The sequence below is a fragment of the Dehalococcoidia bacterium genome (assembly GCA_025054935.1).
Taxonomy (GTDB): Bacteria; Chloroflexota; Dehalococcoidia; order SpSt-223; family SpSt-223; genus JANWZD01.
Genome location: JANWZD010000001.1, coordinates 136579 through 161037, shown reverse-complemented (window position 1 = coordinate 161037; position 24459 = coordinate 136579). Strand labels below are relative to the sequence as shown.

23 protein-coding genes are annotated in these 24459 nt (G+C 66.8%); 7 read left to right on the top strand and 16 right to left on the bottom strand.

Annotated elements, in window-relative coordinates; all coding sequences use genetic code 11:
* Positions 1-81 precede the first annotated feature (81 nt).
* The 5 genes from NZ773_00695 to NZ773_00675 all read right to left on the bottom strand — a co-directional run bounded on the left by NZ773_00695 (position 82) and on the right by NZ773_00675 (position 3818).
* Positions 82-570, bottom strand: coding sequence for a cupin domain-containing protein (locus NZ773_00695; protein MCS6800451.1), 489 nt, complete (start codon positions 568-570; stop codon positions 82-84).
* A 102-nt stretch (positions 571-672) separates the two neighbouring features.
* The gene (locus tag NZ773_00690) at positions 673-1761 is read right to left on the bottom strand and encodes an NAD(P)-dependent alcohol dehydrogenase (protein ID MCS6800450.1); all 1089 of its coding nucleotides are present in this window, start codon (positions 1759-1761) and stop codon (positions 673-675) included.
* A 111-nt stretch (positions 1762-1872) separates the two neighbouring features.
* Positions 1873-2481, bottom strand: coding sequence for an RNA 2',3'-cyclic phosphodiesterase (gene thpR, locus NZ773_00685; GenBank protein MCS6800449.1), 609 nt, complete (start codon positions 2479-2481; stop codon positions 1873-1875).
* Positions 2478-3314, bottom strand: coding sequence for an amidohydrolase family protein (locus NZ773_00680; GenBank protein MCS6800448.1), 837 nt, complete (start codon positions 3312-3314; stop codon positions 2478-2480). The genes thpR and NZ773_00680 overlap by 4 nt, the downstream gene beginning before the upstream one ends.
* A 75-nt stretch (positions 3315-3389) precedes the next feature.
* Positions 3390-3818: a MaoC/PaaZ C-terminal domain-containing protein gene (locus tag NZ773_00675; protein ID MCS6800447.1), complete on the bottom strand. Its 429-nt coding sequence runs from the start codon at positions 3816-3818 to the stop codon at positions 3390-3392.
* A 90-nt stretch (positions 3819-3908) separates the two neighbouring features.
* On the opposite strand from NZ773_00675, the gene NZ773_00670 reads away from it, so the two are divergent.
* Both NZ773_00670 and NZ773_00665 read left to right on the top strand, forming a co-directional pair.
* Complete coding sequence (locus tag NZ773_00670; protein ID MCS6800446.1) at positions 3909-5102, top strand: MFS transporter; 1194 nt, start codon at positions 3909-3911, stop codon at positions 5100-5102.
* On the top strand, positions 5084-6166 hold the full coding sequence (locus NZ773_00665; GenBank protein ID MCS6800445.1) for a cobalamin-independent methionine synthase II family protein: 1083 nt from the start codon (positions 5084-5086) through the stop codon (positions 6164-6166). The genes NZ773_00670 and NZ773_00665 overlap by 19 nt, the downstream gene beginning before the upstream one ends.
* A 235-nt stretch (positions 6167-6401) precedes the next feature.
* On the opposite strand, the gene NZ773_00660 is transcribed toward NZ773_00665, so the two are convergent.
* The 7 genes from NZ773_00660 to NZ773_00630 all read right to left on the bottom strand — a co-directional run bounded on the left by NZ773_00660 (position 6402) and on the right by NZ773_00630 (position 15502).
* Positions 6402-7247 (bottom strand): hypothetical protein, encoded by an 846-nt coding sequence (locus NZ773_00660; protein MCS6800444.1) that lies wholly within the window; start codon positions 7245-7247, stop codon positions 6402-6404.
* A 60-nt stretch (positions 7248-7307) separates the two neighbouring features.
* The gene (gene mutS, locus NZ773_00655) at positions 7308-9980 is read right to left on the bottom strand and encodes a DNA mismatch repair protein MutS (protein MCS6800443.1); all 2673 of its coding nucleotides are present in this window, start codon (positions 9978-9980) and stop codon (positions 7308-7310) included.
* Positions 9981-10067: 87 nt separating this feature from the next.
* Positions 10068-10535 (bottom strand): MarR family transcriptional regulator, encoded by a 468-nt coding sequence (locus NZ773_00650; GenBank protein ID MCS6800442.1) that lies wholly within the window; start codon positions 10533-10535, stop codon positions 10068-10070.
* A gap of 35 nt (positions 10536-10570) precedes the next feature.
* Positions 10571-11533, bottom strand: coding sequence for a hypothetical protein (locus tag NZ773_00645; GenBank protein MCS6800441.1), 963 nt, complete (start codon positions 11531-11533; stop codon positions 10571-10573).
* 16 nt (positions 11534-11549) lie between these two features.
* Positions 11550-12464: a VOC family protein gene (locus NZ773_00640; protein MCS6800440.1), complete on the bottom strand. Its 915-nt coding sequence runs from the start codon at positions 12462-12464 to the stop codon at positions 11550-11552.
* Complete coding sequence (locus NZ773_00635; protein MCS6800439.1) at positions 12461-14458, bottom strand: FAD-dependent oxidoreductase; 1998 nt, start codon at positions 14456-14458, stop codon at positions 12461-12463. The genes NZ773_00640 and NZ773_00635 overlap by 4 nt, the downstream gene beginning before the upstream one ends.
* Positions 14459-14578: 120 nt before the next feature.
* Positions 14579-15502, bottom strand: a complete 924-nt coding sequence (locus NZ773_00630) for a DUF4437 domain-containing protein (GenBank protein MCS6800438.1) — start codon at positions 15500-15502, stop codon at positions 14579-14581.
* A gap of 501 nt (positions 15503-16003) precedes the next feature.
* Here NZ773_00630 and NZ773_00625 point away from each other — a divergent pair.
* A complete protein-coding gene (locus NZ773_00625; protein MCS6800437.1) occupies positions 16004-17071 on the top strand; it encodes a class I SAM-dependent methyltransferase in 1068 nt (355 codons plus the stop codon).
* Between the two features lie 19 nt (positions 17072-17090).
* The gene (locus tag NZ773_00620) at positions 17091-17396 is read left to right on the top strand and encodes a hypothetical protein (GenBank protein MCS6800436.1); all 306 of its coding nucleotides are present in this window, start codon (positions 17091-17093) and stop codon (positions 17394-17396) included.
* A gap of 60 nt (positions 17397-17456) precedes the next feature.
* Here NZ773_00620 and NZ773_00615 read toward each other — a convergent pair whose 3' ends face one another.
* Positions 17457-18035 carry a PadR family transcriptional regulator gene (locus tag NZ773_00615; GenBank protein ID MCS6800435.1) on the bottom strand — a complete coding sequence of 193 codons (579 nt, stop codon included), beginning with the start codon at positions 18033-18035 and terminating at the stop codon, positions 17457-17459.
* A 152-nt stretch (positions 18036-18187) separates the two neighbouring features.
* Here NZ773_00615 and NZ773_00610 point away from each other — a divergent pair, with 152 nt between their 5' ends.
* On the top strand, positions 18188-18424 hold the full coding sequence (locus NZ773_00610) for a hypothetical protein (protein MCS6800434.1): 237 nt from the start codon (positions 18188-18190) through the stop codon (positions 18422-18424).
* A 432-nt stretch (positions 18425-18856) separates the two neighbouring features.
* Here the strand turns inward: NZ773_00610 and NZ773_00605 are convergent, their stop codons facing one another.
* Both NZ773_00605 and NZ773_00600 read right to left on the bottom strand, forming a co-directional pair.
* Complete coding sequence (locus NZ773_00605; GenBank protein ID MCS6800433.1) at positions 18857-19636, bottom strand: hypothetical protein; 780 nt, start codon at positions 19634-19636, stop codon at positions 18857-18859.
* Between the two features lie 15 nt (positions 19637-19651).
* Positions 19652-20104, bottom strand: coding sequence for a DUF983 domain-containing protein (locus NZ773_00600; GenBank protein MCS6800432.1), 453 nt, complete (start codon positions 20102-20104; stop codon positions 19652-19654).
* Positions 20105-20295: 191 nt separating this feature from the next.
* Here NZ773_00600 and NZ773_00595 point away from each other — a divergent pair, with 191 nt between their 5' ends.
* Positions 20296-22461, top strand: coding sequence for an amylo-alpha-1,6-glucosidase (locus NZ773_00595; GenBank protein ID MCS6800431.1), 2166 nt, complete (start codon positions 20296-20298; stop codon positions 22459-22461).
* Positions 22462-22564: 103 nt separating this feature from the next.
* A complete protein-coding gene (locus NZ773_00590; GenBank protein ID MCS6800430.1) occupies positions 22565-23653 on the top strand; it encodes a glycosyltransferase family 4 protein in 1089 nt (362 codons plus the stop codon).
* Here NZ773_00590 and gpmA read toward each other — a convergent pair.
* Complete coding sequence (gene gpmA / locus NZ773_00585) at positions 23650-24420, bottom strand: 2,3-diphosphoglycerate-dependent phosphoglycerate mutase (GenBank protein MCS6800429.1); 771 nt, start codon at positions 24418-24420, stop codon at positions 23650-23652. The two genes, NZ773_00590 and gpmA, sit on opposite strands and share 4 nt — an antisense overlap.
* Positions 24421-24459 lie beyond the last annotated feature (39 nt).

Sequence of the window (24459 nt, the reverse complement as noted above, 5' to 3'; positions counted from 1 at the left end):
GATACTGGCACTCGCGACTGGTCGCGTATTTCCGCGCCGGCCGGTCCGAAATCGGCGGTCTGACCAGCGAGGCGGCTGCCGCTATTCAGCAGCCGCGCCGTCAGCCTCGGGCGCACCATCGGTGCGTTCGGTCGGGGTATGGTAGTAGCCTACCCAGAGGAAGCGGAGAACCTCGGCGCCCGTATTCACCCAGCAGTTCTGTGCGCCTGGAGCGATGTGAATGAAATCTCCGGCGCCGATTGGTGCGCGGTGTTCGCCGGCATCATCGGTCCATCCGATCTCTCCTCGCCCGCGCTCGACATAGATGAGGATGTCGTAGTACGACAGATGGCGGTGCCAGCGCTCGCCGCCGCGCGGTCCCACTTCCACAATGCCGAACTGCACCCCCTCCGTGACGAGCAGCGAGCGGCGCGCCCCCTCATCTGCGTCCGGAGAGCGGATGGGAACACCGCGGTCAACCGTCAGTGCAACGGCGATGGCGTAAGGCGGGGCAATGTAATCGACCGGGCTGGGGAGCGGCCGCGGCTGCACCGCCGCAGCGGGCACGATGCGAACTGGCTTCGGGGACATCAGGCGCTCCTCGGTCTCCAATGTTACGAACGCCCTCCGAGCGCGAGACCGCCCTCGTCAGCGGAAGGCGCAGTGGGCAGCGCAGCAATGCGTACCTGCCTGCTAGGCGAAGCGAAGCACGGGCTTGATCGCGCGGCCGTGCTCGGAGTCGCGCGCCGCTTCGTTGATCTGGTCAAAGGAGTAATAGGTCACCAGCCGGTCGAACGGAAAGCGTCCTTGCGCCCACAGGTCGACCAGCGTCGGGATGAACTGGCTCGGCACGCTGTCGCCTTCAATGATGGTCCGGATCGAGCGGCCGCGCCGCAGCGTTTCGAAGGGAAGGTCGAGCCGACCGCCGCGGACGCCGCCGACAAGCCCCAGAACACCGAGCTCGTCGAGCGAGCGCGCCGCCGCCTCGAGCGCGACGCCGGTCGTGTCGAAGGCAAAGTCGACCCCGCGGCCGGTGGTGGCGATGATCTTCTCCACGAGGTCGGGGTCGCGGCCGTCGAAAACGTGGGTCGCCCCCAGTGCGCGCGCCACCTCCAGCCGCTCGGGGAGGATATCGACGCCGACGATCACGGTGCAGCCGGCGAGAACGCCGGCGATCACCGCACTCAAGCCGACCGAGCCCGTCCCGAAGACGGCTAAGGCCGAGCCGGGCCGCGCTCGAAAGGTATTGAGCACCGCACCCGCCCCCGTCTGGACGCCGCAGCCGAGCGGGCCGAGCGCCTCAAGCGGCACATCGCGCCGCACCTTGATCGCATTGGTCTCCCGAGCGAGCGCATAGGTTGCGAACGATGACTGGCCGAAATAGTGGCCGAAGACACGCTCTCCCCCGCGAGAGAGCGCACTCGACCCGTCGGGGCGGCTCCCGCTGAAATTGCGCAGCGTGAACTCGCGGCAGTAACACGGCGCGCCGGCCCGGCAGCGGTCGCAGACGCCGCAATAGTCGAACGACAGCACGACATGGTCCCCCGGGACGAGCGAACGGACCCCTGCCCCAACACGCTCGACAATCCCTGCCCCTTCGTGCCCAAGAACGATCGGGTAGCGCGAGCGCACCCCTCCTGCCATGGCGCTCAGGTCGGTGTGACAGATGCCGCTGCTGACGATGCGGACGACCACTTCGTCATCGCGCGGCTCGTCAAGGTCGATCGCTTCGAGGTTGAGCGGGGCGCCCGGCGCCCGCAGGACGGCAGCGGTAATTTGCATGGTCAGCTCCTTCGCTTGTCCCTCACCCCATTGAACGGCGCTATCGTACCAAGCGCTCTTTGAGGACGCAGCAGAGAGGCAGCTCGTGGCGGTCGACAGACGAGCAGGCAGTCAGGAGGGAGAAGCGAGCGGCCAGCTCCGCAGTTCGATGTGGCGCGGCCCTTCGGGAAGGAGAATGCTGCGGTAGAGCACGACCCGCTCAAGGGTGAACTGCGTCCGCGTGACGCGGACGTTCGGCGCGGTCGAGACCAGTTTCTCGACGAGCAGCGGGTCGGCTTTTGGGCGAAGCCGGCCGATAGTCAGGTGCGGGTGAAACGGTCTCGGGTCAGCGGCAAAGCCGAAAGTGCGGAGCGCACTCGCGACCCGGTTGCGCAGCGCCTGCAACTGCCGGACGTCGCCTTCGAGGCCAACCCAGAGGACAGTGGGGCGGCGCCAATTGGGAAACGCGCCGATCGAGGCGGTGGCGAGAGTGGGCGCGACCGCCTGAGCGAGCGCCTCATCGAGAACCGGCGGAATATCCTCGAGCACCCAGCGAGGAACTTCCCCCAAAAACTCCAGCGTCAAGTGCATTGTCTCCGGCGCAACCCACTTGACGACGCGGCCGCTCGTCTTCGCGATCGTCCGCTGAATCGCCGTCAGCTGCTCTTGGACTGCTGCCGGCACGGGCACGCCGACAAACGCCCGAATTGGTCCCTCTTCGTTCGGGTCGAGAAGGCTCATGGCAGCGCTCCAAGCAGGGTGGCGAGGTTGCCGCCGCCGATCGCGGCGCGTTCCTCTTCCGTCAGCGGCGCCGCAGCGAAGTGCGCAAGCGGGCGTCGCAGCCCGATGAGCGGCGCATCACTGGCGAACAGCACGCGGTCGAGGCCGACCAGATCGACCAGCCGGCGATAAAGCACAGGGCGATAGAGGAGCGGTGCCGCCGCCGTATCGTACCACACATTGCGCGTCGCCTCGGCGACCTCGGGCATCAGGTGATAGAACGGCAGGCCGCCTCCCGCGTGCGCGAGGATGAAGCGGGCGCGCGGATGGCGCTCGATGAGCGGGAGCACTCGCTCGGGCGTGCATGTTCCCTTCCCGGGATAGCGATGTCCCACCGGCTCGCTGGCATGGATCAAGACCGGCAGGCCGAGGCGGGCAGCGACAGCGACGACTGCGTCCATGGCGGCATCATCCGGCCGCACGCCTTGCCCGTCGGGCATCAACTCTCCGATGCCGCGGGCGCCCCCCGCCGCTGCCCGCTCGATCTCACGCAGCGCCGCCTCGCCAGCGAGGGGCGGCACCGTCACAAACGGAATAAAGCGGCGTGGCTGCCGCGCCGCCTCTTCGAGGAGGTAGTCGTTCCCCCGCCGACACTGCTCGAGGTCGCGCCAGCCCCAGCCGACAATAACCGCCTGCGCGACCTCGGCCTGATCCATCAGGCGCAGGAGCGCCGGTCCGTCGGCAAGCCGGGGCCGGGGCGCGGCATAGAGTTCACGGAAGTACGGGTCATCCACCGCGTCCGGCGCGGCGACAATCGCGGGAGGAAAGATGTGGGTGTGGGCGTCGCAGAGCACCGGCGGTCACAAGCAGCATTCACAGAGAGCGGAGCGAAGCGGCATCAGCTCGTCCCCGCCCCGCGCGGGAGACGGTCAGTCCGCGAGCACGACCGTCGCCCTGCCGGGGGTCGTCTTTTCTCCGCGCTGGTTCTCGGTCCAGATCTCAAGGTCGACCAACCGCTCCCCATTCTCTTCGTACTTGCGCACGACCACGCCGCGCACCGTCAGCACATCGCCGGGAAAGTCCATTCCGCGATACTGGCACCCAAGCTTGCGGATCATTCCGTTCGGGCCGATCCAATCGGTGAGGAACTGGCCTAAGAAGGCCATCTTCAGCAGGCCGTGGGCGATAACGTTTGGCAGACCGTTCGCTAACGCGAAGTCCTTGTCGTAGTGGATCTGGTAAAAGTCGTACGACGCGCCGGCGAACATGACGAGTTGCTGGGTGGTCAGAGCGGGTTTGACAAGAGGCGGAAGCTCCTCTCCCTCAACGAGGTCTTCCCAGCGTGGCCCAGTCGCCATCGTTCACCTCACCGCAGCAGGTCTACGCTATCATCTCAGCGCCTCGGTCGATGCGCCGCACAGTATAGGACACGACACCGGGGAGGAGTGATGGGCTCAGGTGAGACCGGAAGCCAGGGTGCCGTCTGGACAGCGCGCGGAATTGCGTTCGTCGCCTTCCTCGACCTGTTCAGTCAGTTTCCCGTCGTTGCGCCTTATGCTCGCCAACTCGGCGCAAGCCCGGCGCTGGTCGGTGCGACGGTCGGCGCCTACTCCTTCGCCAACCTCTTCGGCAATGTCGCGGCTGGCCCTCTGCTCGACCGCTGGGGCCGCAAGCCGGCGCTGCTTCTCAGTCTCGTTGCGGCGGCAGGCGCCCTCATTCTCTACACGCTCGTCCAAACCGCCGAGCAATTGGTCGCGGTGCGCGTGATCCACGGTCTTGCCGCCGCGGTGCTCTCCCCCGGCGCGTTCGCCCTCCTCGGCGATAATGCGCGCCCAGAAGCGCGCGCCCGCACCTTCGGTTCGGCCGCCGCGCTGATCGCGGTCGCCGCCGTGATCGGACCCGCGCTCGCCGGCATCGCGCGGGAACGGTTCGGCGCGCCTGCCGTCTTCCTCAGCGTCGCCGCCCTTCTGCTCACAACGGCGGTCGTTGTCGCTCTCGTCGTGCGCGAACGTCCCTTGACCGCCCCGGAAGAGGGCCCGCTCCGCTCCCTGGCCGGTCTGCTGCGCCGGCGGCCACTCGCGATCGCGTTTACCGCTGTCTTCGCGCTAACCGTCGCGCTTGGGATGATCGTCACCCTGCTGCCGATCGTGCTCGATGCCCGCGGCGAGCCCGCCCGCGCAAGCGGCACCGCCTTCAGCGTCTATGCGCTGGTCGCGCTTCTCGGCCTTGCCGGACCGGCAGCGCGGCTGGCCGATCGCGCGGGACGCGGCCGCCCGATCGCGGCCGGCCTGTTCGGCGTCGCGGCAGCGATGGCCCTGCTCGCCGCCGTCGACTCGCTCCCCGGCGTCTATGTCGGGATGGCAGTCTTCGGGCTCGGATTCTCTCTGCTCTTCCCCGCTGCAGCTGCCCTCGTCGCTGATGGCGCCCGCTCAGCGGAGCGCGGCGCCGCCTTCGGCATCTTCTACGCCGTGTACTCGGCAGGCGCTGTCGTCGGGGCAGCAAGCGCCGGGCTGCTGAGCGAGCGCGCTGGCGTTCTCTCTCCCGTTCCCTTTGCAACGGGCGCTCTCATTGCGCTCCTTGCCGTCCCAGTCGCCCTGCTCGAGCGCTCGAGAGGAGAGCGTCCATGGCCGATCTCGCGCTGACCGCCCAGCTTGTCGGCTCCTACGCCAAGCCACAGTGGCTGGCCGACCATGAACGAGCCTACGCGCTTGATGAGCCGTGGTGGCGCGTTCCGGAGGAGTTTCTCGACCAGGCGAAGACGGATGCTGCGCTCTTGGCGATCCGCGACCAGGAGCGCGCCGGGCTCGCCGTGATCACGGACGGCGAACAGCGTCGCCAGTCGTTCACGGCCTACTTCTTCCGGCTGCACGGCATCGATACTACGCGCTGGGGTCCTCGTACCTCAGGAGCAGCAAGCGATATCGCCGGCTTTGTCGAGCGTCGCGCCCCAACGGCGCGCACCGCGCTCTTTCCCAGCTTGGGACCAACGGTCGTCGGCCCTATTGCGTGGGCAGGACCGATATCCGTCGATGACCTGCGGTTTCTTCGCCGTTCGACCCGGCGGCTGACGAAAGCAACCATCGCCGGCCCCGCCACCCTCGCCCTGCGCCTCTCCGACCAGTGGTACGGCGACCTCACGCGGCTGATCTTGGCGCTCGCCGATGCGCTGAACCGCGAGATCAAGGCGCTCGAGGCCGCCGGCGCCGACATCATTCAGCTCGACGAACCCGAGGTGCACTTCAGTCTCTCGCTCGTCCGCGACGCCGCTACCGAAGCGATCGATCGCGCCCTCCACGGCGTGACCGCCCGCACGGCGGTCCATCTCTGTTACGGCTACGCCCGCACCACGACGGCAAAACGGGTCAATCCGAGGTACGCCGAGGCGATTGCGCTGATTGCCGCCTCGCGGGCCGATGAGATCAGCCTTGAATATGAGCAGCCGGGCCATCAGCCGGACGTCCTCGTCCATTGCGGCCGCAAGGCCGTCATCCTCGGTCTCCTCAACAATGCTCCCGATGCCCCCGTCGAAACGGTCGACCACATCCTCGCACGCGCCCGCGCCGCGCTTGAGGTCGTCCCCCCTGAGCGGCTGCGGCTTGCGCCGGACTGCGGCATGTGGTTTCTTCCGCGCGCGCAGGCATTCCGGAAGATCTCGGCCCTTGCGCTGGCAGCGCGGGCGCTGCGGAACGAGTTCGCTACAGCGTGACCCTGGGGTTCGGAGCGCGTTCCCAGCCAAGCCCGGCACGGTGCGCCGAAGGGGAGGCCCGGCACCTCGCCAGCCGACGAGAACGCGCGACGGGCTGGCGCCAAGGCGAGAGGAGCACGTGAAAACCGCTCCGCGCTGACCTTCTCTTTCCCCGCTTGCGTTCGGCCGCGGAGCCGCCCGTTGCGCCTGGAATTAGGTCCGCGCTCTGGTCCCGAACTGAGCGGCTGCTCCAGCCTCACCTCGCATCGCGGACCTCAGCGCGGTCGAGCAGCCACTGCTTGGCCGCCGGGCTCCAGATGAGCGCCCAGACGACAGTCGACTGGCGAGTCCGCGGCTCGGCGGGATCACTCTCGGTCATTTCCACGGCCACCCGGCCGTCAGGCTCGTCACGCGCCGTAATCGAAACGATGTCTTGACGTCGGACCGCCTCTTCCCACGCCGCGCGCGGCTGCCGCTCGCGAAAACCGGGCGAGAGCAGCTGGTAGGCGTCATCCAGCTTGCGCTCGCCGACGAGCTGGTAATAGCGCAGCACGGTGGGGAGGCGCGCCTGGTCGCGCGGGGTGACGGTCTCGCTCAGCAGCTTCAGTCCGCCATTCTCGACTCGGTACACCCGCTCGAGCTGCCCGCTCGGACAGCAGGGATGCTCCCAGCCGACGCGTGCAGCGGAAGCGACCCAGAGCGCGCCATCGCGCACCTCGTAGCGCATTGCGATACCGCCAATCCCGCCGACGAAAATCGGGCCACGGTCGCTCGGCCGGTAGACCAAGATCCCCGTCACCCCGACCGGTCCTTCTCGGACAACGGGGAGGAACGCTTCTTCTCGGCCATCGCCGGAGATATCGCCGTAGGTGACATAGCGCGTCTGGACAAACCCCTGCACGGCGCCGTCTTTGGTCTCGATGAAGCGGCCGCTGATCCCGCTGAAATTCGGCATCGGAGCCGAGATCAAATTCGGATCGCCATTGAGCGCCCGCTCCCAGTCGACTGTTCGCAGGTTCGTGCCGAAGAGACGCACGGGCCAATCGGCGCAGCCGGAACTTGTGAGCGCCATAAGGAGAAGCAGAAACGCAAGCGGCCTCATCGCAAGCTCATCACCGGAGAAAGTATTCCACAACGCAACGCGGGAGAAGGGGCACCACGGCTACCGGACCAGCCGGAACGCCATCGCAGCCCGTTCCCGCAACTCATAGAGCCGGGTGATCGCTTCGAGGGGCGTCATCGAGTCGACATCGAGCATCGCCAGCTCCTCGAGCAGCGACCCTCCGACCGGGAGGAGGGGAAGCTGGCCATTGCCTTTCGGCCGACGTGCAGACGGCACGCTCGCCGCCTTCTGCTCGAGCTCGCGCAGGATCTCTTCCGCGCGCTGGATAACCGCACGGGGGACGCCGGCTATCTTCGCGACGTAGAGCCCATACGAGCGGTCCGCCCCGCCCGGCACGACGCGGTGAAGGAAGACCACTCGGTCGCCCTCTTCGAGCACGTCCATCCGGTAGTTGCGCACGCGCGGGAGATACCGTTCGAGGGCCGTCAGTTCATGATAGTGGGTGGCGAAGAGAGTCTTTGCCCCCAGGCGAGGATGGTCGTGCAGGTACTCGACAATCGCGCGCGCGATGGCCATTCCGTCATAGGTCGAGGTGCCGCGCCCGACCTCATCGAGAATGATGAGCGAGCGGCGGGTAGCGTGATGGAGAATGTTCGCCGTCTCGGCCATTTCGACCATAAAGGTGCTCTGGCCGGCCGCCGGATCGTCCTGCGCGCCGACCCGCGTGAAAATCCGGTCGACCATCCCAATCCGCGCCTCAGCCGCAGGAACAAACGACCCGATCTGGGCGAGCAGCACGATCAGCGCGACTTGGCGGAGGAAGACCGATTTTCCGGCCATATTCGGCCCAGTCAGGATGATAATCTGCGCATCCTCGCAGGAAAGGGTCACGTCATTCGGAACAAAGCGCCCCTCGCCGATCGTCGTCTCGACGACAGGGTGCCGCCCGGCGCGGATCTCAATCCGGTCGCTCTCATCGAGAACCGGCCGGCAGTAGCCCTGCCGCACTGCCACCTCGGCGAGCGCGGCGAAGACATCGAGTTCCGCAACGGCAGCAGCAGTCGCGCGCACCTCGTCGATGCGCTCGCTGATGAAGCGGCACAGTTCCCGATAGAGCTGGGTCTCAAGGGCGATGATCTTCTCTTGCGCGTGCAGCACCCGCGCTTCGACTTCTTTCATCTCCGGGGTGATATACCGCTCGGCGCCGACTAACGTCTGCTTGCGAATGTAGTCCGGAGGGACACGACTGGCATTCGCGTGGCTCACTTCGAGGTAGTAGCCAAACACCTTATTGAAGCCGACCTTGAGCGAGGCTATGCCCGTGCGCTCCCGTTCGCGACGCTCTAGGGTCGCGATATACGCCTTGCCATCCCGACTCGCCTCCACGAGCTCGTCGAGTTCGGCGGAGTAGCCCGGCCGAATCACCCCGCCCTCGTCAAGCTGAGCGGGAGGGTCGTCGCGGAGGGCGAGCGCAATCCGCTCGCGGATCGCATCGCAGGGGTCGAGGCGAGCCGCCAGCACCGCAAGGCGCGGGTCGCCGGCGAGCGCCGCGGCAAGCGCGGGCACGGCGTCCAGCGAACGGCGCAGCGCAACGACCTCCCGCGGCCCCGCATGCCCGCTCGCGATCCGCTGGGCGAGGCGCTCAAGATCGGCAACGGGCGCAAGGGCGGCAATGACGTCGGCGCGCCGCAGCGCATTCTCGTAGAGGGCGGCGACGATCTCTTGCCGCGCGTGGACGGCGGCCCGGTCGAGCAAAGGGGCAAGAAGCCAGCGGCGGAGAAGGCGGCCACCCATCGCCGTCCGCGTCAGGTCGAGCACGCTCACGAGCGAGCCGACGCCAGAGCGGCCACCCTGCGCCAGTTCAAGATTGCGCCGCGTCGGCGCGTCGAGCACCATGGTCCGCTCGGGGTTGACGGTGACCAGTCTGGTCAGCTGGCCGAGACTGCTGCCTCCCATCTCGGCGAGATAGGCGAGCAGGGCGCCTGCCGCCCGCGCCGCGAGAGGACGATCGGCGCAGCCGAACGGCTCGAGCGTCGCGACGTCGAAGTGACGGAACAGCGTCTCGCGAGCGACCGCGAAATCGAACTGCCACGGATCGCGCTCGGTGATCGCTGCCCGGGTCTGCGGAGCAGGGGTCTGGCGCGGCAGGATGATCTCGGCAGGCGAGAGGCGCTCCAGCTCGGCGGCTGCCAGCTCCTCCGCTACCTGGAGGCAGAAAAACTCTCCGGTGGAAACGTCCGCAGCCGCGATCCCGGTCCAGCCTCCTTCAGACAGCAAGGCGACGAGGTAGTTATTCGCCTTGGCATCAAGCATCACTGGGTCGAGCGCCGTGCCCGGGGTGACAACGCGAGAGACATACCGTTCGAACAGCGCTTTGTGGCCTTTGGGCGCCGGCCCCGCCCCGGCCCGGGCTGCGGCAGCTTGAGCGTTCCGGAGCGTCGTCCCGGGCCCGCCGGTCCGCTCTACCTGGTCGACGACAACGACTTTCTTGCCCGCCGCGATCAGCTTTGCGATATACACCTCTGCCGACCGCACTGGCACCCCAGCAAGAGGGCGCCGCTCGCTCGGCCCAAACCCGCGCGAGGTCAACACGATATCGCAGACCGAGGCGACGACCTTGGCATCATCGTCGAAGGTCTCGTAAAAGTCGCCCAGCTGGAAAAACAGGATGCAGTCGGGATACTGCCGCTTGAACGCAAGGTACTGGCGGTACGCCGGGGTCATCGAACGGTTAATGTAGGCAGTCCCTCCCCCGGGATCAACGCCCACCATGCTCGGCGTCACGAAGTTTCAGTCGCCCTCTGTCGCGGCCGAGCGCGCGATAGCGGTCTTCACCTGCGCTCAGGCGCTGCCGGTCGCTCACCGGAACTGAAGCGTGTAAATCTTCTCGAGGCTTGCGCGAACGCGGTCCTTTTCTTCGGTGTCGAGACGTGCCAGCAGTTCATCGATCGCCGGGAGGTAGAGCGTGATCGCTCGGTCGAGCACGTCGTACCCATAGTCGGTCAGCCGAACGAGGCAGGAGCGGCGGTCAGAGGGATGACGTTCGCGGCGAATGAGGTCATCCCGCTCCATGCGGTCCATGATCGCCGTCAGATTCACCCGCTCCAGAGCGAGCTGGCGTCCGATCTGAGTGGGGGTAGCGATTTGCCCCTCAGTCTGCCCGAGGGTTAGCAGGATGTAAAACTTTGCGGTAGACAACCCGAGGGGAGCGAGCGCCTTTTCGATGGAGCGCTGAAGATGCAGCTGCGTCCAGACGATCTGGCGATGCAAGCGCACCGCGGGTGACTTGAGCCGGGCGCGGATGGCGGCGGCAACGGGTTCGGTCACCTCGACAACCTCGGTATCTGCAAGTGGTAGCGGGATTATTGAGGAACTGCCTCCTTCTCGTCAGGAGCGCGGCGGCACAGCCCCGGGCCGCTGCCGGCGATGACGCGCAGGCTTCTCGGAAGGATGCCGATCTCCCAGCGCTCGGCAGCGGGAAAAAGACGCAGGTCGGCGGTGGCCGGCCGAGGGCGCGCCGGATGCACCACGACATGCCGCGCCCGGTGTCGCCCGATCAGGGGAGGAGGAAACTGCCGACCGAGCACCGCCGCGGCGAAATAGCCGGCGAGGGCAAGCTTTGTCATCCCCGGAAACAGCGCGATATCCAAGAGGCCGTCATCAAGGACTGCCCCCGGAGCGACCACCGCCCGCGGTCCGACGAGCGGCGCGTTCGACGCTGTCACCAAATGCGTCTCGGCAAAGAGCGGGGTGCCCTGGTCGAGCTCCACCTGCATTCGCGTGCCGTGGGCGCGCACAATCTCCCGCAGCCACCCAAGAGCGCGGTGCCACCGTCCCCGGTTGACGGCCTCGCCGAATGGCGCCGCAAGCGCCGTGATCCCGACCCCGGCCGTTTCGAGAAAGTAGCGTTCGCGCGGGTCCGCATCCGATCGGATCGTGCCGACGTCGATAGCACAGACCGCGCCCGACGCGATCAGCGCGACCGCGCCTTCAGGGTCGGTCGGAATGCCGAGACTGTAGGCAAGGTTGTTCATCGTCCCTCGGGGAACGATCCCGAGGACAACTGGCTTGCCGACGAGTGCGGCGGCGACTGCCGCCACTGTCCCGTCTCCGCCGACGGCGACAATCATCCTCACCCCGCGCCGCGAGGCAGCCGTTGCCGCCGCTCTCGCGGCGCGCGTTGAAGAGACAACTGTGAACTCGGCCGCGACGCCATGCGCCGCAAACAGGGCCGACAACTCAATCCCCGCCGCCGCGCCGCGCTGCGGCGCGCCGGCGCGCCGATTGATGATGACCTGGGTCTCCGGACGAGAGAGACCGGGCATCGGAGGAAGACCCGACTTACTCTTCCTGCCAAAGCTCAAGCAGGAGATGGTCCGGCGTGCTCGCTGTCGCCACTCGAGCGCGGCCGTGGACTGCGTCGCGCACCAGCCGCGGGGGACTGTCGACCCGACCGCCTGCCGCTTCGATGGCCGCAAGGTCGGCAGTGAGGTCGGTGGACCGGAACCCCCACGCAAGAAGCCCGATGGTCCCTGCGCGATTGGCGGTCCGGTCTACCCCGCGGGGGCGGTCTGGCGGGAAGGCAATCAGTTCAATACGGGCGGTTTCGCCTCCCTTCGCGAGCAACGCCATGCGGAAGCCCTCTGTCGGCGGGATGCCGAGGAGCGGCTCAAGCGCAGGATGCTGGAGGTGGAAATCGAGCAGAACCTGATAGCCGAGGCCGTCCCGCCAAAAGCGAAGCGCGACATCGAGGTCGGGAACTACCGCGACGGCGGAACTAGCCTCGGAGTAACGCCGGTTCGGGTCAGCAGCATAGGCGGCGGCGCCGCGCGGCTGCGCGGTGCCGATAAAGACCAGATTGACATCGTCTGGGGCGAGCAGCAGCGCTTCGGTCAGCGTGAGCGGCGGCGAGTCGAGCGACCAGGTCGCAGGAGGCGTTCGGAAATGGTAGCCGTTGCGGACGAGCTGCGCATAGGTCGCGTCGCAGTCGCGCGAGTAGATATCGAAGTCGAAAAAGCCGAGGTCCCGAATGTCGGGACGCCCAGCCGTCCGCCCCTCCGGATAGTGGATCAGCCGGATGCGGCCGGTCTCGGCCCCCGGCGGGGCGAGGACTATCGCGCCGCTGCTCCCTTCCCCCAACGGGCCGTCGTCGCGGCCCTCAGCGCGAACGTCGAACTGAAGCTGATCGCGAGCGAGCGCGACCCAGTTCGCCGGGTCTCGGACGCCGATGACGATATCGGCTATCCCTGCAATCACAGCATGCCTCCTGCTCGGTAGCCTTCCGCGGTTGCCGCCATCAGGCGCCGCGGCGCCAGTGCATCGCCAATAACGTGCAGTTCAGGAACCCGGCCTGCCAGCTCATGCGCCAGTTCGTCCCGCGCGGCAGAGCCTGTCGCGAGAACGACAGCATCCCACGGACCATCGGCAAAGTCCTGCCCGCTGACCAGGTCGAGCAGCTGAACGGCTCGGTGATCCAGATCGATGCCGATGAGGAGGGTCTGCGGGCGCCAGCGAACGCCGAGACGGGCGAGACGGCGCTGAACGATGCCAAGGTCAAGAGTGTGGAGCAGCTCGGGGTAGCCGAAGGCGATCGCCGAGGTGACGATCTCTACCGTCTTGCCGAGCTCGGCGAGCCGCTCCGCAACCCCGGCCGCCGGATAGCTGAGCCCATCCTCGTCAACCACCAGGACCCGGGAACCGGGCACGCACTCCGGCTGCCGAAGCGCCACCCGCTCCGGGATGACGGCGGGGTGGTCGGCCCCGCTCACGGGAACATTGTTCGGAAGCAGACGGGCCAGCCCCACCGGCGACGGCTCGCTGCCCGTCGCCACGACGACGGCATCCCAACCGCCCCGGACGATCTCGTCAGCAGTCGCCGGATGCGCGAGGCGGATCGTCACGCCGAGCCGCTGCACTTCCCGCACCAGCCACTCGAGATACTGCCAGCTTTCTTCCCGGCCTGGGATGAGCGCCATAAGGGCGAGCATCCCGCCGAGGGCATCGGTCGCCTCATCGAGTGTCACCTCATGGCCGCGCTCTGCCGCCCGGCGCGCCGCCTCGAGCCCGGCAGGGCCCCCGCCGACGACGAGCACGCGCTTGCGCCGCTCAGCGGGACGACGCGACTGCTCGAGCGGGGGAAGTGCCCATTCTGCTCCTGCGCGCGCGTTGACGACGCATCCTCCGGAGCGGCCTTTGGCAACCATGCCCCAACAGCCTTGGTTACAGGAGATACACGGCCGAATCCGTTCTGTTTCGCCGGCTGCCGCCTTCGCCGGAAAGAACGGGTCAGCGATCAGGGTCCGCGCCGTGGCGACAAGGTCGGCTGCGCCCCGCTCGAGCACTGCTTCCATTTCAGCTGGGGTACGCAGCCGGCCCGCAACGATCACGGGGAGCTTGATGGCGCGCTTGATCGCCGCTGCCAGTTCGACCGCATTGCCGCGCGGGGTGTAACTCGTCGGCAAGAGGGCAGCCATGCTGTAGTAGCTGCCCGCAACGACGCTTACGTAATCGATCAGCCCCGACGCCTCGATCAGCCGGAGGATCTCGATCACTTCGGGCAGGTCGAGCCCTCCCGGCACAAGGTGATCGCCGCTTGTCCGGATGCCGACTACCCGGTCGCGGCCCATCGCCGCGCGCACCGTCTCGAGCACCTCAAGCACAATCCGCACGCGGTTCTCGCGGCTTCCTCCATAGGCATCCGCACGGCGGTTGAGCTGGGGCGACAGAAACGCGCCCAGAAGATAGTCCGCCGCGGTCTGCACCTCGACGCCGTCCAGTCCCGCCGTGCGGCAGCGGCGCGCCGCCGCGCCGTAGCTTGCCACCAGCTCTCGGATTTCGGCGGCAGTCATGACATGCGGAATTTCCCCCGCCACGCTCGGCAGCGCCGAGGGCGCCCACGCCGGCAGCTCGCTCAGATAGGAGGGGACATTGTGCCCGGCGTGCCAGAGAATCTGGAAAAGCGGGACATCGTACGCGTGCACCGCGTCAGCGAGGCGACGCAGCGCAGGGATGACGCGGTCATCAAACAGATGGATCTGGTGCGGGTTCAGCCGCCCGCTCCGGTGAACCGGCCCCGACTCGAGGATGATCAGGCCAACCCCTCCTTGCGCCCGTTCCACTTGATAGGCGAACAGCCGGTCGCCAGGCAGGCCGTCATCCGCAAGCCGCATCCCGTGGCCCGAGAGCACGATCCGGTTTTTCAGCCGCGCTGTCCCCAACTGAAAAGGGCGGAATAACAGCGGAGTGGTCATGCGGCTTCCCCCTGCTTCTCCAGCGCCGCCGCAGCAAGTGTGAAAGCGCCGCCGCTCGCAGAGAACGAGACGACGGCGCCCAGAGCGGGAGAGGCGGTAACGCGCAAGCCGAGGCGTCTGCTAGCTGCCCTTCTCCTGCTTGCGCTTCTCCCACTCCTCACGCGGAATATGCTGGCCGTAGCCGTTCCAGGCGCCAGCGCGCTTCGAGCGGACCAGTTTCTCCGTATCGACCGGAACCGGCTCGCGCTCGGTGCCGTATTCCCAGTTGCCCGGCTCGCCGTCAAGCGAGGTGTAGATGTTCTCGAGCTCGCCGTCCGACCGGATGATCCAGATACAGCCATCCGGATAGGCGAGAAAGTCGCCGTGCTTAATCCGCGGCGGCCGATAGAAGTAGGTGTCGACCTCCAGCGTGCCGTAGTTGTACGTCATGTGGCCCGCGACGGTGTACGCCTCTTCGACAACCGGGTGATGGGCGAAGCGGTGGTCGTACCACCCTTTCTCAGCAAGGACCAGCCGCGTGTACGCCTTTGTCCGCGGGTCCATATGCAACAGCTTGATCTTCAGCCGCGCCCCAGTCTCGGTGATGTTTGGCCCCGGGACAAACGAGTCTTCCCACGGCATGATGTTGGTGTTGTGCCACGTAATTCCCTCGGTTAGGGAAGGACCAGGCGTGGGGACCGGCGTCCACGCCATCGGGTCGCCCTCCGTGAAATAGACGATCCGGGCCCCATGCACCGTGGAGAAGGGACCCGCCGCCGTTCCGATTTCCGTGCGGAAGTAGTGATGCGGCAGCAGCTGCAAATCATCGCCGACAAGAAGGTCGCCCGCGAGAAGATAGTGCTCAACGAACGTGTCCGGGTTCGCGCCGCGCTCACGCCGCCAGCCGGGAGGAAGGTCGAGAATAGCCGAGATCGCTTTGTTCACGGGGCTCTCGCTCAAAACGATCAGCCGGGCCGGCATATTTGCCCCGGGAAGCAGTACCTCTCGCGCCGGCATGTCGAGGACGTGGACCAATTCAACGTGTGGCCGAGGAGCAAATGCCATCGACGTCACTCCTTTCTCTCAAAGATGGAACACATGCATGGTGCAGTTCATGCATATAGTACGTTCTCGGAAGCGCGCGCGTAAATGGCGCCTTCCTGCGGAGGGCGCAAGGAGGGGTCGGCTGCGGCGGCGCCCAGCTGACCGCTGCTCAGCGAGGACGGCGCCGAGCGCGCTCTCGCCGCTTTCCGAGCGACCCTCGCGATCTGCCCGACGGCCGCCTGACACCCGACGGCGCTGCCCCTCCAGATGACGCAGCCGAGACCGGCTCAGCCGGGCGAGGGAGCGGTCTCCTGTCTGCTGTTCTGTCCTGTCTCCGGCTGCTGCAGCAACGACGTTTCTCCGTCAGCGGCACCCTGCAGGGCGGCAGCCCCGTGCGACAGAAGCGGCGGCAAGATGCAGCCCCTCTCCTAGGGGAAGGCGCGCCTTTCTCCCTCGAGCTTGACATCGGCGCCGAGGCGGTCTAAGGTCTGCAGAGAAACGTCCCGCGCGGAAAGGAGCGCCATGCCGACCGTCAAGCTCCCTGAGACCCCGCTTCCGCAAGCCGAGCGTGCGATCACCGAGTTCCTCAAAGCGCTGAAGGCGTCCGAGCGCACCGTGCGCTTGCCGGTCATCCGAGAGGAATACCAGCAGCTCGCGGAGCAATGGCAGGAAGAGCACGGTCGCGCGCCGCGCAGCCTCGAGGAGATCGACGAGGTGATGCGGCCGAGCGTTGCCTATAAGTTCGACCGGGCCCTCTCTCGCTTCAGTCAAGAGCTGATGTACGCCCGTGTTCATGAACTGCTGCAGCCGCGGCGCGCGGAACTGGAAGCGTTTCTCGATGCGCCGGTCGAGCAGCCGCTCGGGTCGCTTCGACTGAACCCCTCGCTTCCCATCCCGCCCTACTACGAGGCGGACTACCACGTTCAGCCCGGCGGAATGCACCGGGAGCCGCTCATCGGGTTCGTCACCGCCATCACCAACAAGGTGTACTTCGGCGGCTCGAACGACTCCGAAGAGCAGCAGCGGCTCTCCGCCGCCGCCTGCCCGGATGGCCCATGGGAGCGGATCCTTGACCTCGGCTGCGGATGCAAGAGCGCCTACTATTACAAGCTCCGGTGGCCAAACGCCGAAGTGCATGGGATCGATCTCTCGGCACCGCTGCTGAAGTATGCCCACAAGCGCGCCGAGGCGATGGGGCTGGCGATCCATTTCAGTCAGCAGAACTGCGAGCGGACCGATTTTCCCGATAACTACTTTGACCTCGTCTCGTCGTGCATCCTCTTCCACGAGATCCCTGACGAGGCAGCGTGGAACACCATTCAGGAGGGGTTCCGCATCCTGAAGCCGGGCGGCTGGTTCGTTATCAACGATGCGCCGCCCTACCGCGCCCTCGATCCTTTCGGCGCCTACTTCTCCGATTGGCAGACGGCCAACAACGTCGAGCCGTACTGGAGCGAGGCCGGCCATCGGAACTATCCCGAGTGGTTGGAGAGAGCAGGGTTCCGGAACATCTCCGACCCCTTCATCCGGGGCGAGGTGAAGGGCAACGTGCGGATCTTTCCCTGGACAACGATGGGCCAGAAGCCGTAGCTGCGGAGAGGAGCGACCGATGACAACCCAGATGCGGCACATCCCGCTGGCTCGAGAAGATCGGCCCCAGTACTTCGATGACCCAGCGGTCGACCGCCTCCTCCAGATGGTCCTGGAGCTTGCTGCTGAGCTCTGGGCGGTGAAAGACTGGCAATTTGTTGTTAACCGCCTACTCGAGCAACGCGGGGTGCTGACCCTCGAAGAGGTGCGCTCCTACCAACCCACCGCCGAAGACCAGCAGCTCCTCGCTGCCGAGCGCGAGAAATTCGTCCGCCGCTTCGTCAACCATATCTCGCCGACAATGGAGCCGCTGAAGTACGAGTAGGCCGGATTCGGCGCGCCGGCACACTCCTGCAAGGCGTGGCGCTGCGTCCCGTGAGCGTCCTCAGAGCGTCGCCGGGCCGGTCCCGCGGAGAATGTCTTCGACCTCGGCGCGAGCGCGTCGGAGCGCCTCGACAAGGCGGCGCAGCGTGTCCGGGTCAGCCGCCGCCTGCGGACCGTAGCGGCCGACCACGCGGCCGAACTCGGCCAGTTCTTCCCGCAACGCCGCCCAGGCAGCAGCCTGCTCGGCACGGCCCGCGCCTCCCCACAAACCGCGCACGCGGGCGACGATCTCCTCGAGCACGGCCTCGCGGTCGCGCAGGAACGCCCGGCCTGCATCGGTGATAGCGTAGACCTTCTTGCCGTCCTGCTGCGTGACCGTGACGTACCCCAGGTCCTCAAGCAGCTGCAGCGTCGGATAGACCGCACCGGGACTAGGGGTATACCAGCCGGCAAATCGATCCTCGAGGGCGCGAATGATGTCGTAGCCGTGGCGCGGTTTCTCGCTGAGAAGGTCGAGAATGACGTACTTCAAGTCGCCCTTTTCGAAGAAGCGGCCCGGCCGCCGACCGCCCCACCCCCGGCTGAATGCGCCCCTTCCTGCCGAGTGATCCCAGAACCCGAAGACACGACCAACTGGCATGCCCGCTCCTCTGACGCGCTGTCGCACAAAAGCTCGTCGTCCATGTATTTCCGTGCTGTCACGATATATCTTAATCCTCGGCAAGCGGATGGTACAATGCCAGCGCGGCGGGAAAGACCGTCGCCACCCCGCAAGCAGCGACGAGGAGCGAGATGCGCGACCAAGCTTCCTCCCCTGTCGGCGTGATTGCTGCTACTTTCGGCGCCCTCCTCGGCGGACTCCTCTGCGGCGCGCTCGGCCTTGCCCTCTCGAGCGCGGCCGCTCCCAGCGCGGCAGCGGGGATTTATCTCGGCCTCTGGGTTGCTCCCGTCTTCCTCGGGGTTGGCGCGCTCATTGGCGGCGTGCTCGGCGTCATCGGCGGGCTGGCGCTGCTCCGGCGGCGGCGCTGACGCCTGCCCCTGGCATCACTGGCGGTCCGCGGGCGCCGCTTCGTCTGTTCTGGCGCCACCGCCGGCGCTCTGCGGAAGGCGGCGGGCGGGAACGGCCGCCGAGCCGATACGGCAGTTTGCCCGGTACCCGTCCGCAGAGCGTCGACACTGCTCGGCCGCGGGGACGCTCCCTCGCCAGCACGCGCTGCGGCACGGCGCGTTGGAGCGCTCTGACGCACCGCGCGCTCGGCCTGCCGCCGTTCGATATAGGCGCTTTCTTCCCGCCATGCGCGGCGAACGTTCCGGTCCGTGCCATTCTGCGAAGGAGCCGGCGGCGGGGCGGCAAACGGCCGCGCTGGCCGCCATGCCCTCCGGCCTCTTGCTGAGCAGGGACGCTGGACAACGCGGGCTGTCTGACCGTCCCTCGGCCTGCGCTCAGCCTCCGGCCCGGTGTTAGCGAGACGCGGCGTGCGGCGGCTGCCAGCGGATGGGCGCTGCCGGATCGAAGTGGTTTGAGTAGCCCCCGAGCCAGTAGAGCAAGGTCGGCCGGCCCGTTGAGGCGACGGGCAACCGGGAAGCAAGAATAGCCGTCGCTAGTCCATGGTCTTCGGTGATGTTCGCTTCCCAGTCGGCCTCGGTATACACCGTTTGGAAGGGATGAGCGAGCAGAAAGCGGCGGGGGAGCACCCACGCGCCGAGGTCGACGCAGGAGTGCGGCATCGGCAGGCGGTCGCGCCAGATGTTGCTCCCGGGAGTGACGATCCCGAGGCAGCGGTAGCGCTCCCAAATCTGCCGGCGCGCTGCGGGGTCGCGCGCCCAGGGAAACTCTTCCCGCAGATACGGCCGCCCATCCGGCTCGAAGAGCGCCCGCTCGGAGTGGACGAAAGAAGCGTTGGTCGCCGCTCGCGTTGCAAAGAGCGAGGCAAGGTGGTCGGGCTCCCAGCGGTTGTCATCGTCGAGAAAAACGATGTCGTCTGTTGCGGCAAGCTGCACAGCGAGATTGCGCAGCGCCCCAAGGCGCGATGGGCCGTCGCACTCTGTTGGGCTGCGCGGGCAGAGCACGAGGATATCGCGATGACGCGAGCCGCTTGGCCGCTCAAGCCGACCGACCCCATCCCCAAGAATGAGGTGCTGGAGCGGAACCGCCTCGCCTTGGCGGTCGATTGTCTCACAGCACGCCGGGAGATACTGCGGCCGACGGGTCACGGTGATGACAGTGAGCAGCGCGGCCATCGAGACGTCGTGCGGCTAGAAGACGTGCGGGGTGCCGTGGGGAGCGCTGGGGGTTGCGCGGGCGTTGGAATTGCCGGCCAAGCCCCAATCGTCGAGCGGGACGATCTCAATCGGCTCGATCGGCCGAATGGCGAGGTCGAGCGCAAGCCAGAACGCTTTCGAAAACGGATAGAAGAAGAGAGGAAAAGCGACCATCAAGAGAAGGGCGCCCCACCGCAGGAGATCCCACGGCGGGTTTGGCCAGGTGGCGACGACGAGGCCGACGAGGACGGCGACGAAGACAAGTTCCGAGGCGACGAGATTGAGCGCCATGCCGCCGGTGTGAAATCCTTCTTCGCGCTCGAAGCGCAGCCCGCAGCCAGTGCAGTGGTCGCGCGCGCCGAACCAGCTTCGAAACAGGGGCGCGCGCCCGCAATTCGGGCAGCGTAGCAGAGCAGCCCGCCCAAACAGCTGCAGCAGCCGTCTCATCGTCGCCCTCGCAGCAAACTATACCCCGCGTTCCCTTTCCGGAATCAAGCGGGGTTACGCCGGCCGCGCTGTCAGCAGAACGGAGAAGCGCGTTTGACCACGATCCGGCGGAGATACGGGAGTTTCTCCCTTCTCCGTCCTATACTCCGAGGCCACGAGGACGCGCCTGAGGGAAACCGAAGGAACGAGGGATGGACCAGCTCGTTCTTGCTGACAATTCGACGTTTATTGTCACGAATTGGATGGGCGATGCGACGCCCGATGAGGGGCTCGGGCTCTACCGGAATGACACGCGGCATCTTAGCCGGTATGAGCTCGTGCCTGTCGGCTGGAAGCCAGAACGGATGGGCGCCTCGGTCACGCGGAACACGGTCGCCAGTCTGCAGCTTGCCAACCCGGCATTTGTCCTCGAGGACGGCCGAACCATCTTGCCACACACGATCAGCCTGCGGCGCAACCGCGCCCTCTCCGGAGCCTTCATCGAGCGGATCGGCCTTCAGAGCTACCACACCGAGCCGGTTCCTCTCCTCATCGACCTGCTGATCGCCGCAGATTTCCGCGACATGTTCGATATCCGCGGTTTTGTTCGCGGGAGACGCGGCACCCTCCTCGAGCCAATCATTCGCGACCGCGAGATCATCTTTTGCTACCGCGGCGCCGATGGGATCGAGCGGCGGACCCGCCTCCAGTTCGACCGGCGCCCCCTCGATATTCGGGTCGAGACCCCGCCCGCCAACACGCTCGCGCCCGCGGTGCGCTACCCCGACCAGTCGCAGCCGGCGCCGCCGGTGACAGAAGTGACGCCGTTCGTCCGGGTCCGTTTCGCCTTCGACCTTCAGCCCGAAGGAGCGCAGTGGGTCACGGTGTCGGTCTGTCCTGAGCAGGGGGAAGAGACCATCGACCCGCCATCGATCGAGGAAGCGGCGCGCCGGCAAGGGGCCCGCTACTCTGCGTGGGAAGCAAACGCCACGCTTGTCCGGACGGATAACGACATGTTCGACCGGCTGATCGAGCGCAGCTTGCTCGACCTCCGCTCCCTCACTCACGACACGCCCGAGGGGCCGTTTCCGCACGCCGGCATCCCGTGGTTCGCCGCACCGTTCGGCCGCGACAGCATCATCACCTCGTTCCAAGCGCTCGCCTTTGTCCCCGAGCTGGCCAAGGGAACGCTGCGCTATCTTGCGCGCCGCCAAGGCCGCCGCGTCGACCGCTGGCGGGACGAAGAGCCGGGGAAGATCCTCCATGAATTGCGTTTCGGGGAGATGGCGAACCTGGGGGAGACGCCGCACACCCCCTATTACGGCAGCATCGACAGCACGCCGCTCTTTCTCATTCTCTTCGCCGAGACGATCGCATGGACCGGAGACGAGGCGCTTGCCGAAGACCTGCTGCCGAATGTTGAGCGGGCGCTCGACTGGATCGATCGGTACGGCGACCGCGACGGCGACGGCTACGTGGAATATGCCGCGTCCGCCACGGCCGGCGGGCTGCGCAACCAGGGCTGGAAAGATAGCGAAGACTCGATCGCCCATGAGGACGGCACCCTCGCCGAGGGACCAATTGCCCTCATTGAGGTGCAGGCCTATGTCGTCGAGGCGAAGCGGCGGCTGGCCGAGTTCTTTTGCCGGCGGGGAGAGCACCGGCGCGGCGAGGCCCTCGCGCGGCAAGCCGAGGAACTGGCGGAGCGGATTCGGCGCGACTTCGCCCTCGGCGACGGCGCCTATGCTATCGCGCTGGACGGGCAAAAACGGCCTGTCCGCGCAGTCGCCTCGAACATGGGCCATCTGCTCTTTGCCGGCGTCCTCCCCCCCGACGAGGCAGCGCGCTGCGTCGAGCGGCTGCTCCAGCGCGACCTCGACACGGGATGGGGGATCCGCACGCTGTCGAAACAGCACCCGCGCTACAACCCAATGAGCTACCATAACGGCTCGGTCTGGCCTCACGACAACTCACTGATCGCCTACGGCATGAAACGCTACGGCTTTGATGAGTCCGCGAACCGCGTGATCTGGGGATTTGTCGAGGCCGGGCTCTCGATGCCGGACCAGCGGCTGCCCGAACTGTACTGCGGCTTCCAGCGGGAGCCGCTCTACTTCTCGCTACCCGCTCAGTACCCCGTCAGTTGCGCTCCCCAAGCGTGGGCGGCAGGAAGCGCGCTGCTCGCGCTCCGCACGATCCTCGGGCTCATGCCCACTCCAACAGGGCTGCGGCTCCGTCCTCGGCTGCCGCTCTGGCTCCGCGAAGTGCATGTCTCTCGCCTCCGCGTCGGCGGCGCCTCAATCGACCTTGCGGTCAATGAACGGAATGAGGTAACGATTAAATCGCTACGCGGCGGGCTCGCCATCTCGATTGAGTAGCCCCGTCGCGAAAAGCGACGGTCACGTTCCATACTGCAGCACAACGGCGTGCCCCTTCCTCTCTCGCTGGCCGTCGCGCAATCCTGTGAGACAGCGAGGAGACATGCGCATTGCACAACTTGCACCGCCGTATGTTGCCCTCCCGCCGAAGAAATATGGAGGAACCGAGCGCGTCATCGCCGCCCTGACCGAGGAACTGGTCGCCCGTGGTCATACGGTCACGCTGTTCGCCAGCGGCGACTCCCAGACCTCGGCGCGGCTTGTCCCGACAGTTCCCCGCGCCTTGTGGAGCGAGAACGGCTGGGACCCCGAGGCAACCCTGCACGCTGTCATCGCGACCTGCTACGAGATGGCCGATGAGTTTGACATCATCCACAACCATCTCGATCACTTCGTCTTTTCTCGGGCCCGCTGCTGCCGAACACCGACTGTAACGACAATGCATGGGCGGCAGGACCTGCCCGAGCTCACGGCGATCTACGCCGAATATCGCGAGCAGCCGCTCGTGTCGATCAGCAACAGCCAGCGCCGGCCGGTCCGCTGGGCGAACTGGGTCGCGACGGTCTACAACGGCGTTGACCTGCGCGAACTGCCCTATTCGCCAAAGGGAGGCGACTATCTCGCCTTTGTCGGCCGGATCAGCCCCGAGAAGGGGGTCGACGCTGCTATCCGGATTGCCCGGCGGGCGGGGGTCCCCCTCGTTATCGCGGCGCGAGAACCGCTGCCCTTTGTCCACGACCCGGTAGTGCGACGCGACTGGGATTACTGGGAGTCGGTCGTTCGGCCGCTTCTTCGGGAGCCCGGGATCGAATTCATCGGCGAGGTCGACACCGCCAAGCGTGCCCAGCTTCTCGGCGGCGCGGCAGCCTTGCTCAATCCCATTCAGTGGGAAGAGCCGTTTGGCCTCGTGATGGCAGAAGCGATGGCCTGCGGCACCCCGGTAATCGCCACCCGCCGCGGCGCCGCGACCGAGATCGTGGAGCCGGGCGTGACGGGGCTGCTCGGCACGACCGAGGACGACCTCGTCGCCGCGATCGCTGACCTCGACACGCTCAGCCGCGAAACGTGCCGGCTCGTGGTCGAAGCGCGCTTCTCGGCGCGCGCCATGGCGTCGAACTACGAGCGGGTCTACGAGGCAATCCTCGACAGCGAAGCAGCGGGCCGAATGCCTCTTGTCGCCGGGAAGGCTTAGTTCCCTGCTGGCGGCGGCGACGAGCGCGCCTTCCCCTGGGCCGCTACCGCCGCCATTTTCGCAGCCACGGCCTCCTGGTCCCCAAGGTAGTAGTGGCGAAGCGGCCGGAGTGCATCATCAAGCTCGTAGACGAGAGGCACCCCGGTCGGAATGTTCAGTTCGGGGATCAGGTCATCAGGCACCTGATCCAGATGCTTGACCAGCGCACGCAGGCTATTGCCGTGCGCGGCGATCAAGACGCGCTTGCCCGCCCGGATCGCCGGGGCGATCCGATCAAACCAGTAGGGGAGAAAGCGCGCTTCAGTATCCTTGAGCGACTCGGTGAGCGGCCGTTCGTGCGGCGCGAGGTCGGCATAGCGCCGGTCGTTTACCGGGTTGCGCGGATCGTCAGGCGCGAAGGGGGGCGGCGGCACATCGTACGACCGTCGCCAGAGATGGACCTGCTCCTCCCCGAATTGGGCGGCGGTTTCGGCTTTATTCAGCCCGGTTAGCCGGCCGTAATGCCGTTCGTTCAGCCGCCAGCTCCGCTCGACCGGCAGCCAGAGGAGGTCGAGCGCGTCTTGGACGATCCAAGCGGTGCGGATCGCCCGTTTCAGCAGCGACGTGAAGACGAGGTCGAACGAGAACCCGGCCTCCTCGAGCAGGCGTGCCGCCGCGCGCGCTTCTTCAATTCCTGCTGGCGACAGGTCAACGTCGACCCAGCCGGTGAAGCGGTTCTCGCGGTTCCACTCGCTTTCCCCATGGCGAAGCAGAACGAGCGTGTACATGCGAGTTCTTTCCTCCTGACCCCCTCTCGCGCCCAGCGA

Bases quoted from the DNA above. Each gene is read 5' to 3' on its own strand.
- NZ773_00665 (MCS6800445.1), top strand. From the start codon at position 5,084: ATGGCCGATCTCGCGCTGACCGCCCAGCTTGTCGGCTCCTACGCCAAG.
- NZ773_00615 (MCS6800435.1), bottom strand. From the start codon at position 18,035: ATGCCAGTTGGTCGTGTCTTCGGGTTCTGGGATCACTCGGCAGGAAGG.
- mutS (MCS6800443.1), bottom strand. From the start codon at position 9,980: ATGGTGGGCGTTGATCCCGGGGGAGGGACTGCCTACATTAACCGTTCG.
- NZ773_00630 (MCS6800438.1), bottom strand. From the start codon at position 15,502: ATGGCATTTGCTCCTCGGCCACACGTTGAATTGGTCCACGTCCTCGAC.
- NZ773_00695 (MCS6800451.1), bottom strand. From the start codon at position 570: ATGTCCCCGAAGCCAGTTCGCATCGTGCCCGCTGCGGCGGTGCAGCCG.
- NZ773_00645 (MCS6800441.1), bottom strand. From the start codon at position 11,533: ATGCCCGGTCTCTCTCGTCCGGAGACCCAGGTCATCATCAATCGGCGC.
- NZ773_00670 (MCS6800446.1), top strand. From the start codon at position 3,909: ATGGGCTCAGGTGAGACCGGAAGCCAGGGTGCCGTCTGGACAGCGCGC.
- NZ773_00625 (MCS6800437.1), top strand. From the start codon at position 16,004: ATGCCGACCGTCAAGCTCCCTGAGACCCCGCTTCCGCAAGCCGAGCGT.
- gpmA (MCS6800429.1), bottom strand. From the start codon at position 24,420: ATGTACACGCTCGTTCTGCTTCGCCATGGGGAAAGCGAGTGGAACCGC.
- NZ773_00675 (MCS6800447.1), bottom strand. From the start codon at position 3,818: ATGGCGACTGGGCCACGCTGGGAAGACCTCGTTGAGGGAGAGGAGCTT.
- NZ773_00610 (MCS6800434.1), top strand. From the start codon at position 18,188: ATGCGCGACCAAGCTTCCTCCCCTGTCGGCGTGATTGCTGCTACTTTC.
- NZ773_00595 (MCS6800431.1), top strand. From the start codon at position 20,296: ATGGACCAGCTCGTTCTTGCTGACAATTCGACGTTTATTGTCACGAAT.
- NZ773_00635 (MCS6800439.1), bottom strand. From the start codon at position 14,458: ATGACCACTCCGCTGTTATTCCGCCCTTTTCAGTTGGGGACAGCGCGG.
- NZ773_00605 (MCS6800433.1), bottom strand. From the start codon at position 19,636: ATGGCCGCGCTGCTCACTGTCATCACCGTGACCCGTCGGCCGCAGTAT.
- NZ773_00590 (MCS6800430.1), top strand. From the start codon at position 22,565: ATGCGCATTGCACAACTTGCACCGCCGTATGTTGCCCTCCCGCCGAAG.
- thpR (MCS6800449.1), bottom strand. From the start codon at position 2,481: ATGAGCCTTCTCGACCCGAACGAAGAGGGACCAATTCGGGCGTTTGTC.
- NZ773_00690 (MCS6800450.1), bottom strand. From the start codon at position 1,761: ATGCAAATTACCGCTGCCGTCCTGCGGGCGCCGGGCGCCCCGCTCAAC.
- NZ773_00620 (MCS6800436.1), top strand. From the start codon at position 17,091: ATGACAACCCAGATGCGGCACATCCCGCTGGCTCGAGAAGATCGGCCC.
- NZ773_00600 (MCS6800432.1), bottom strand. From the start codon at position 20,104: ATGAGACGGCTGCTGCAGCTGTTTGGGCGGGCTGCTCTGCTACGCTGC.
- NZ773_00660 (MCS6800444.1), bottom strand. From the start codon at position 7,247: ATGAGGCCGCTTGCGTTTCTGCTTCTCCTTATGGCGCTCACAAGTTCC.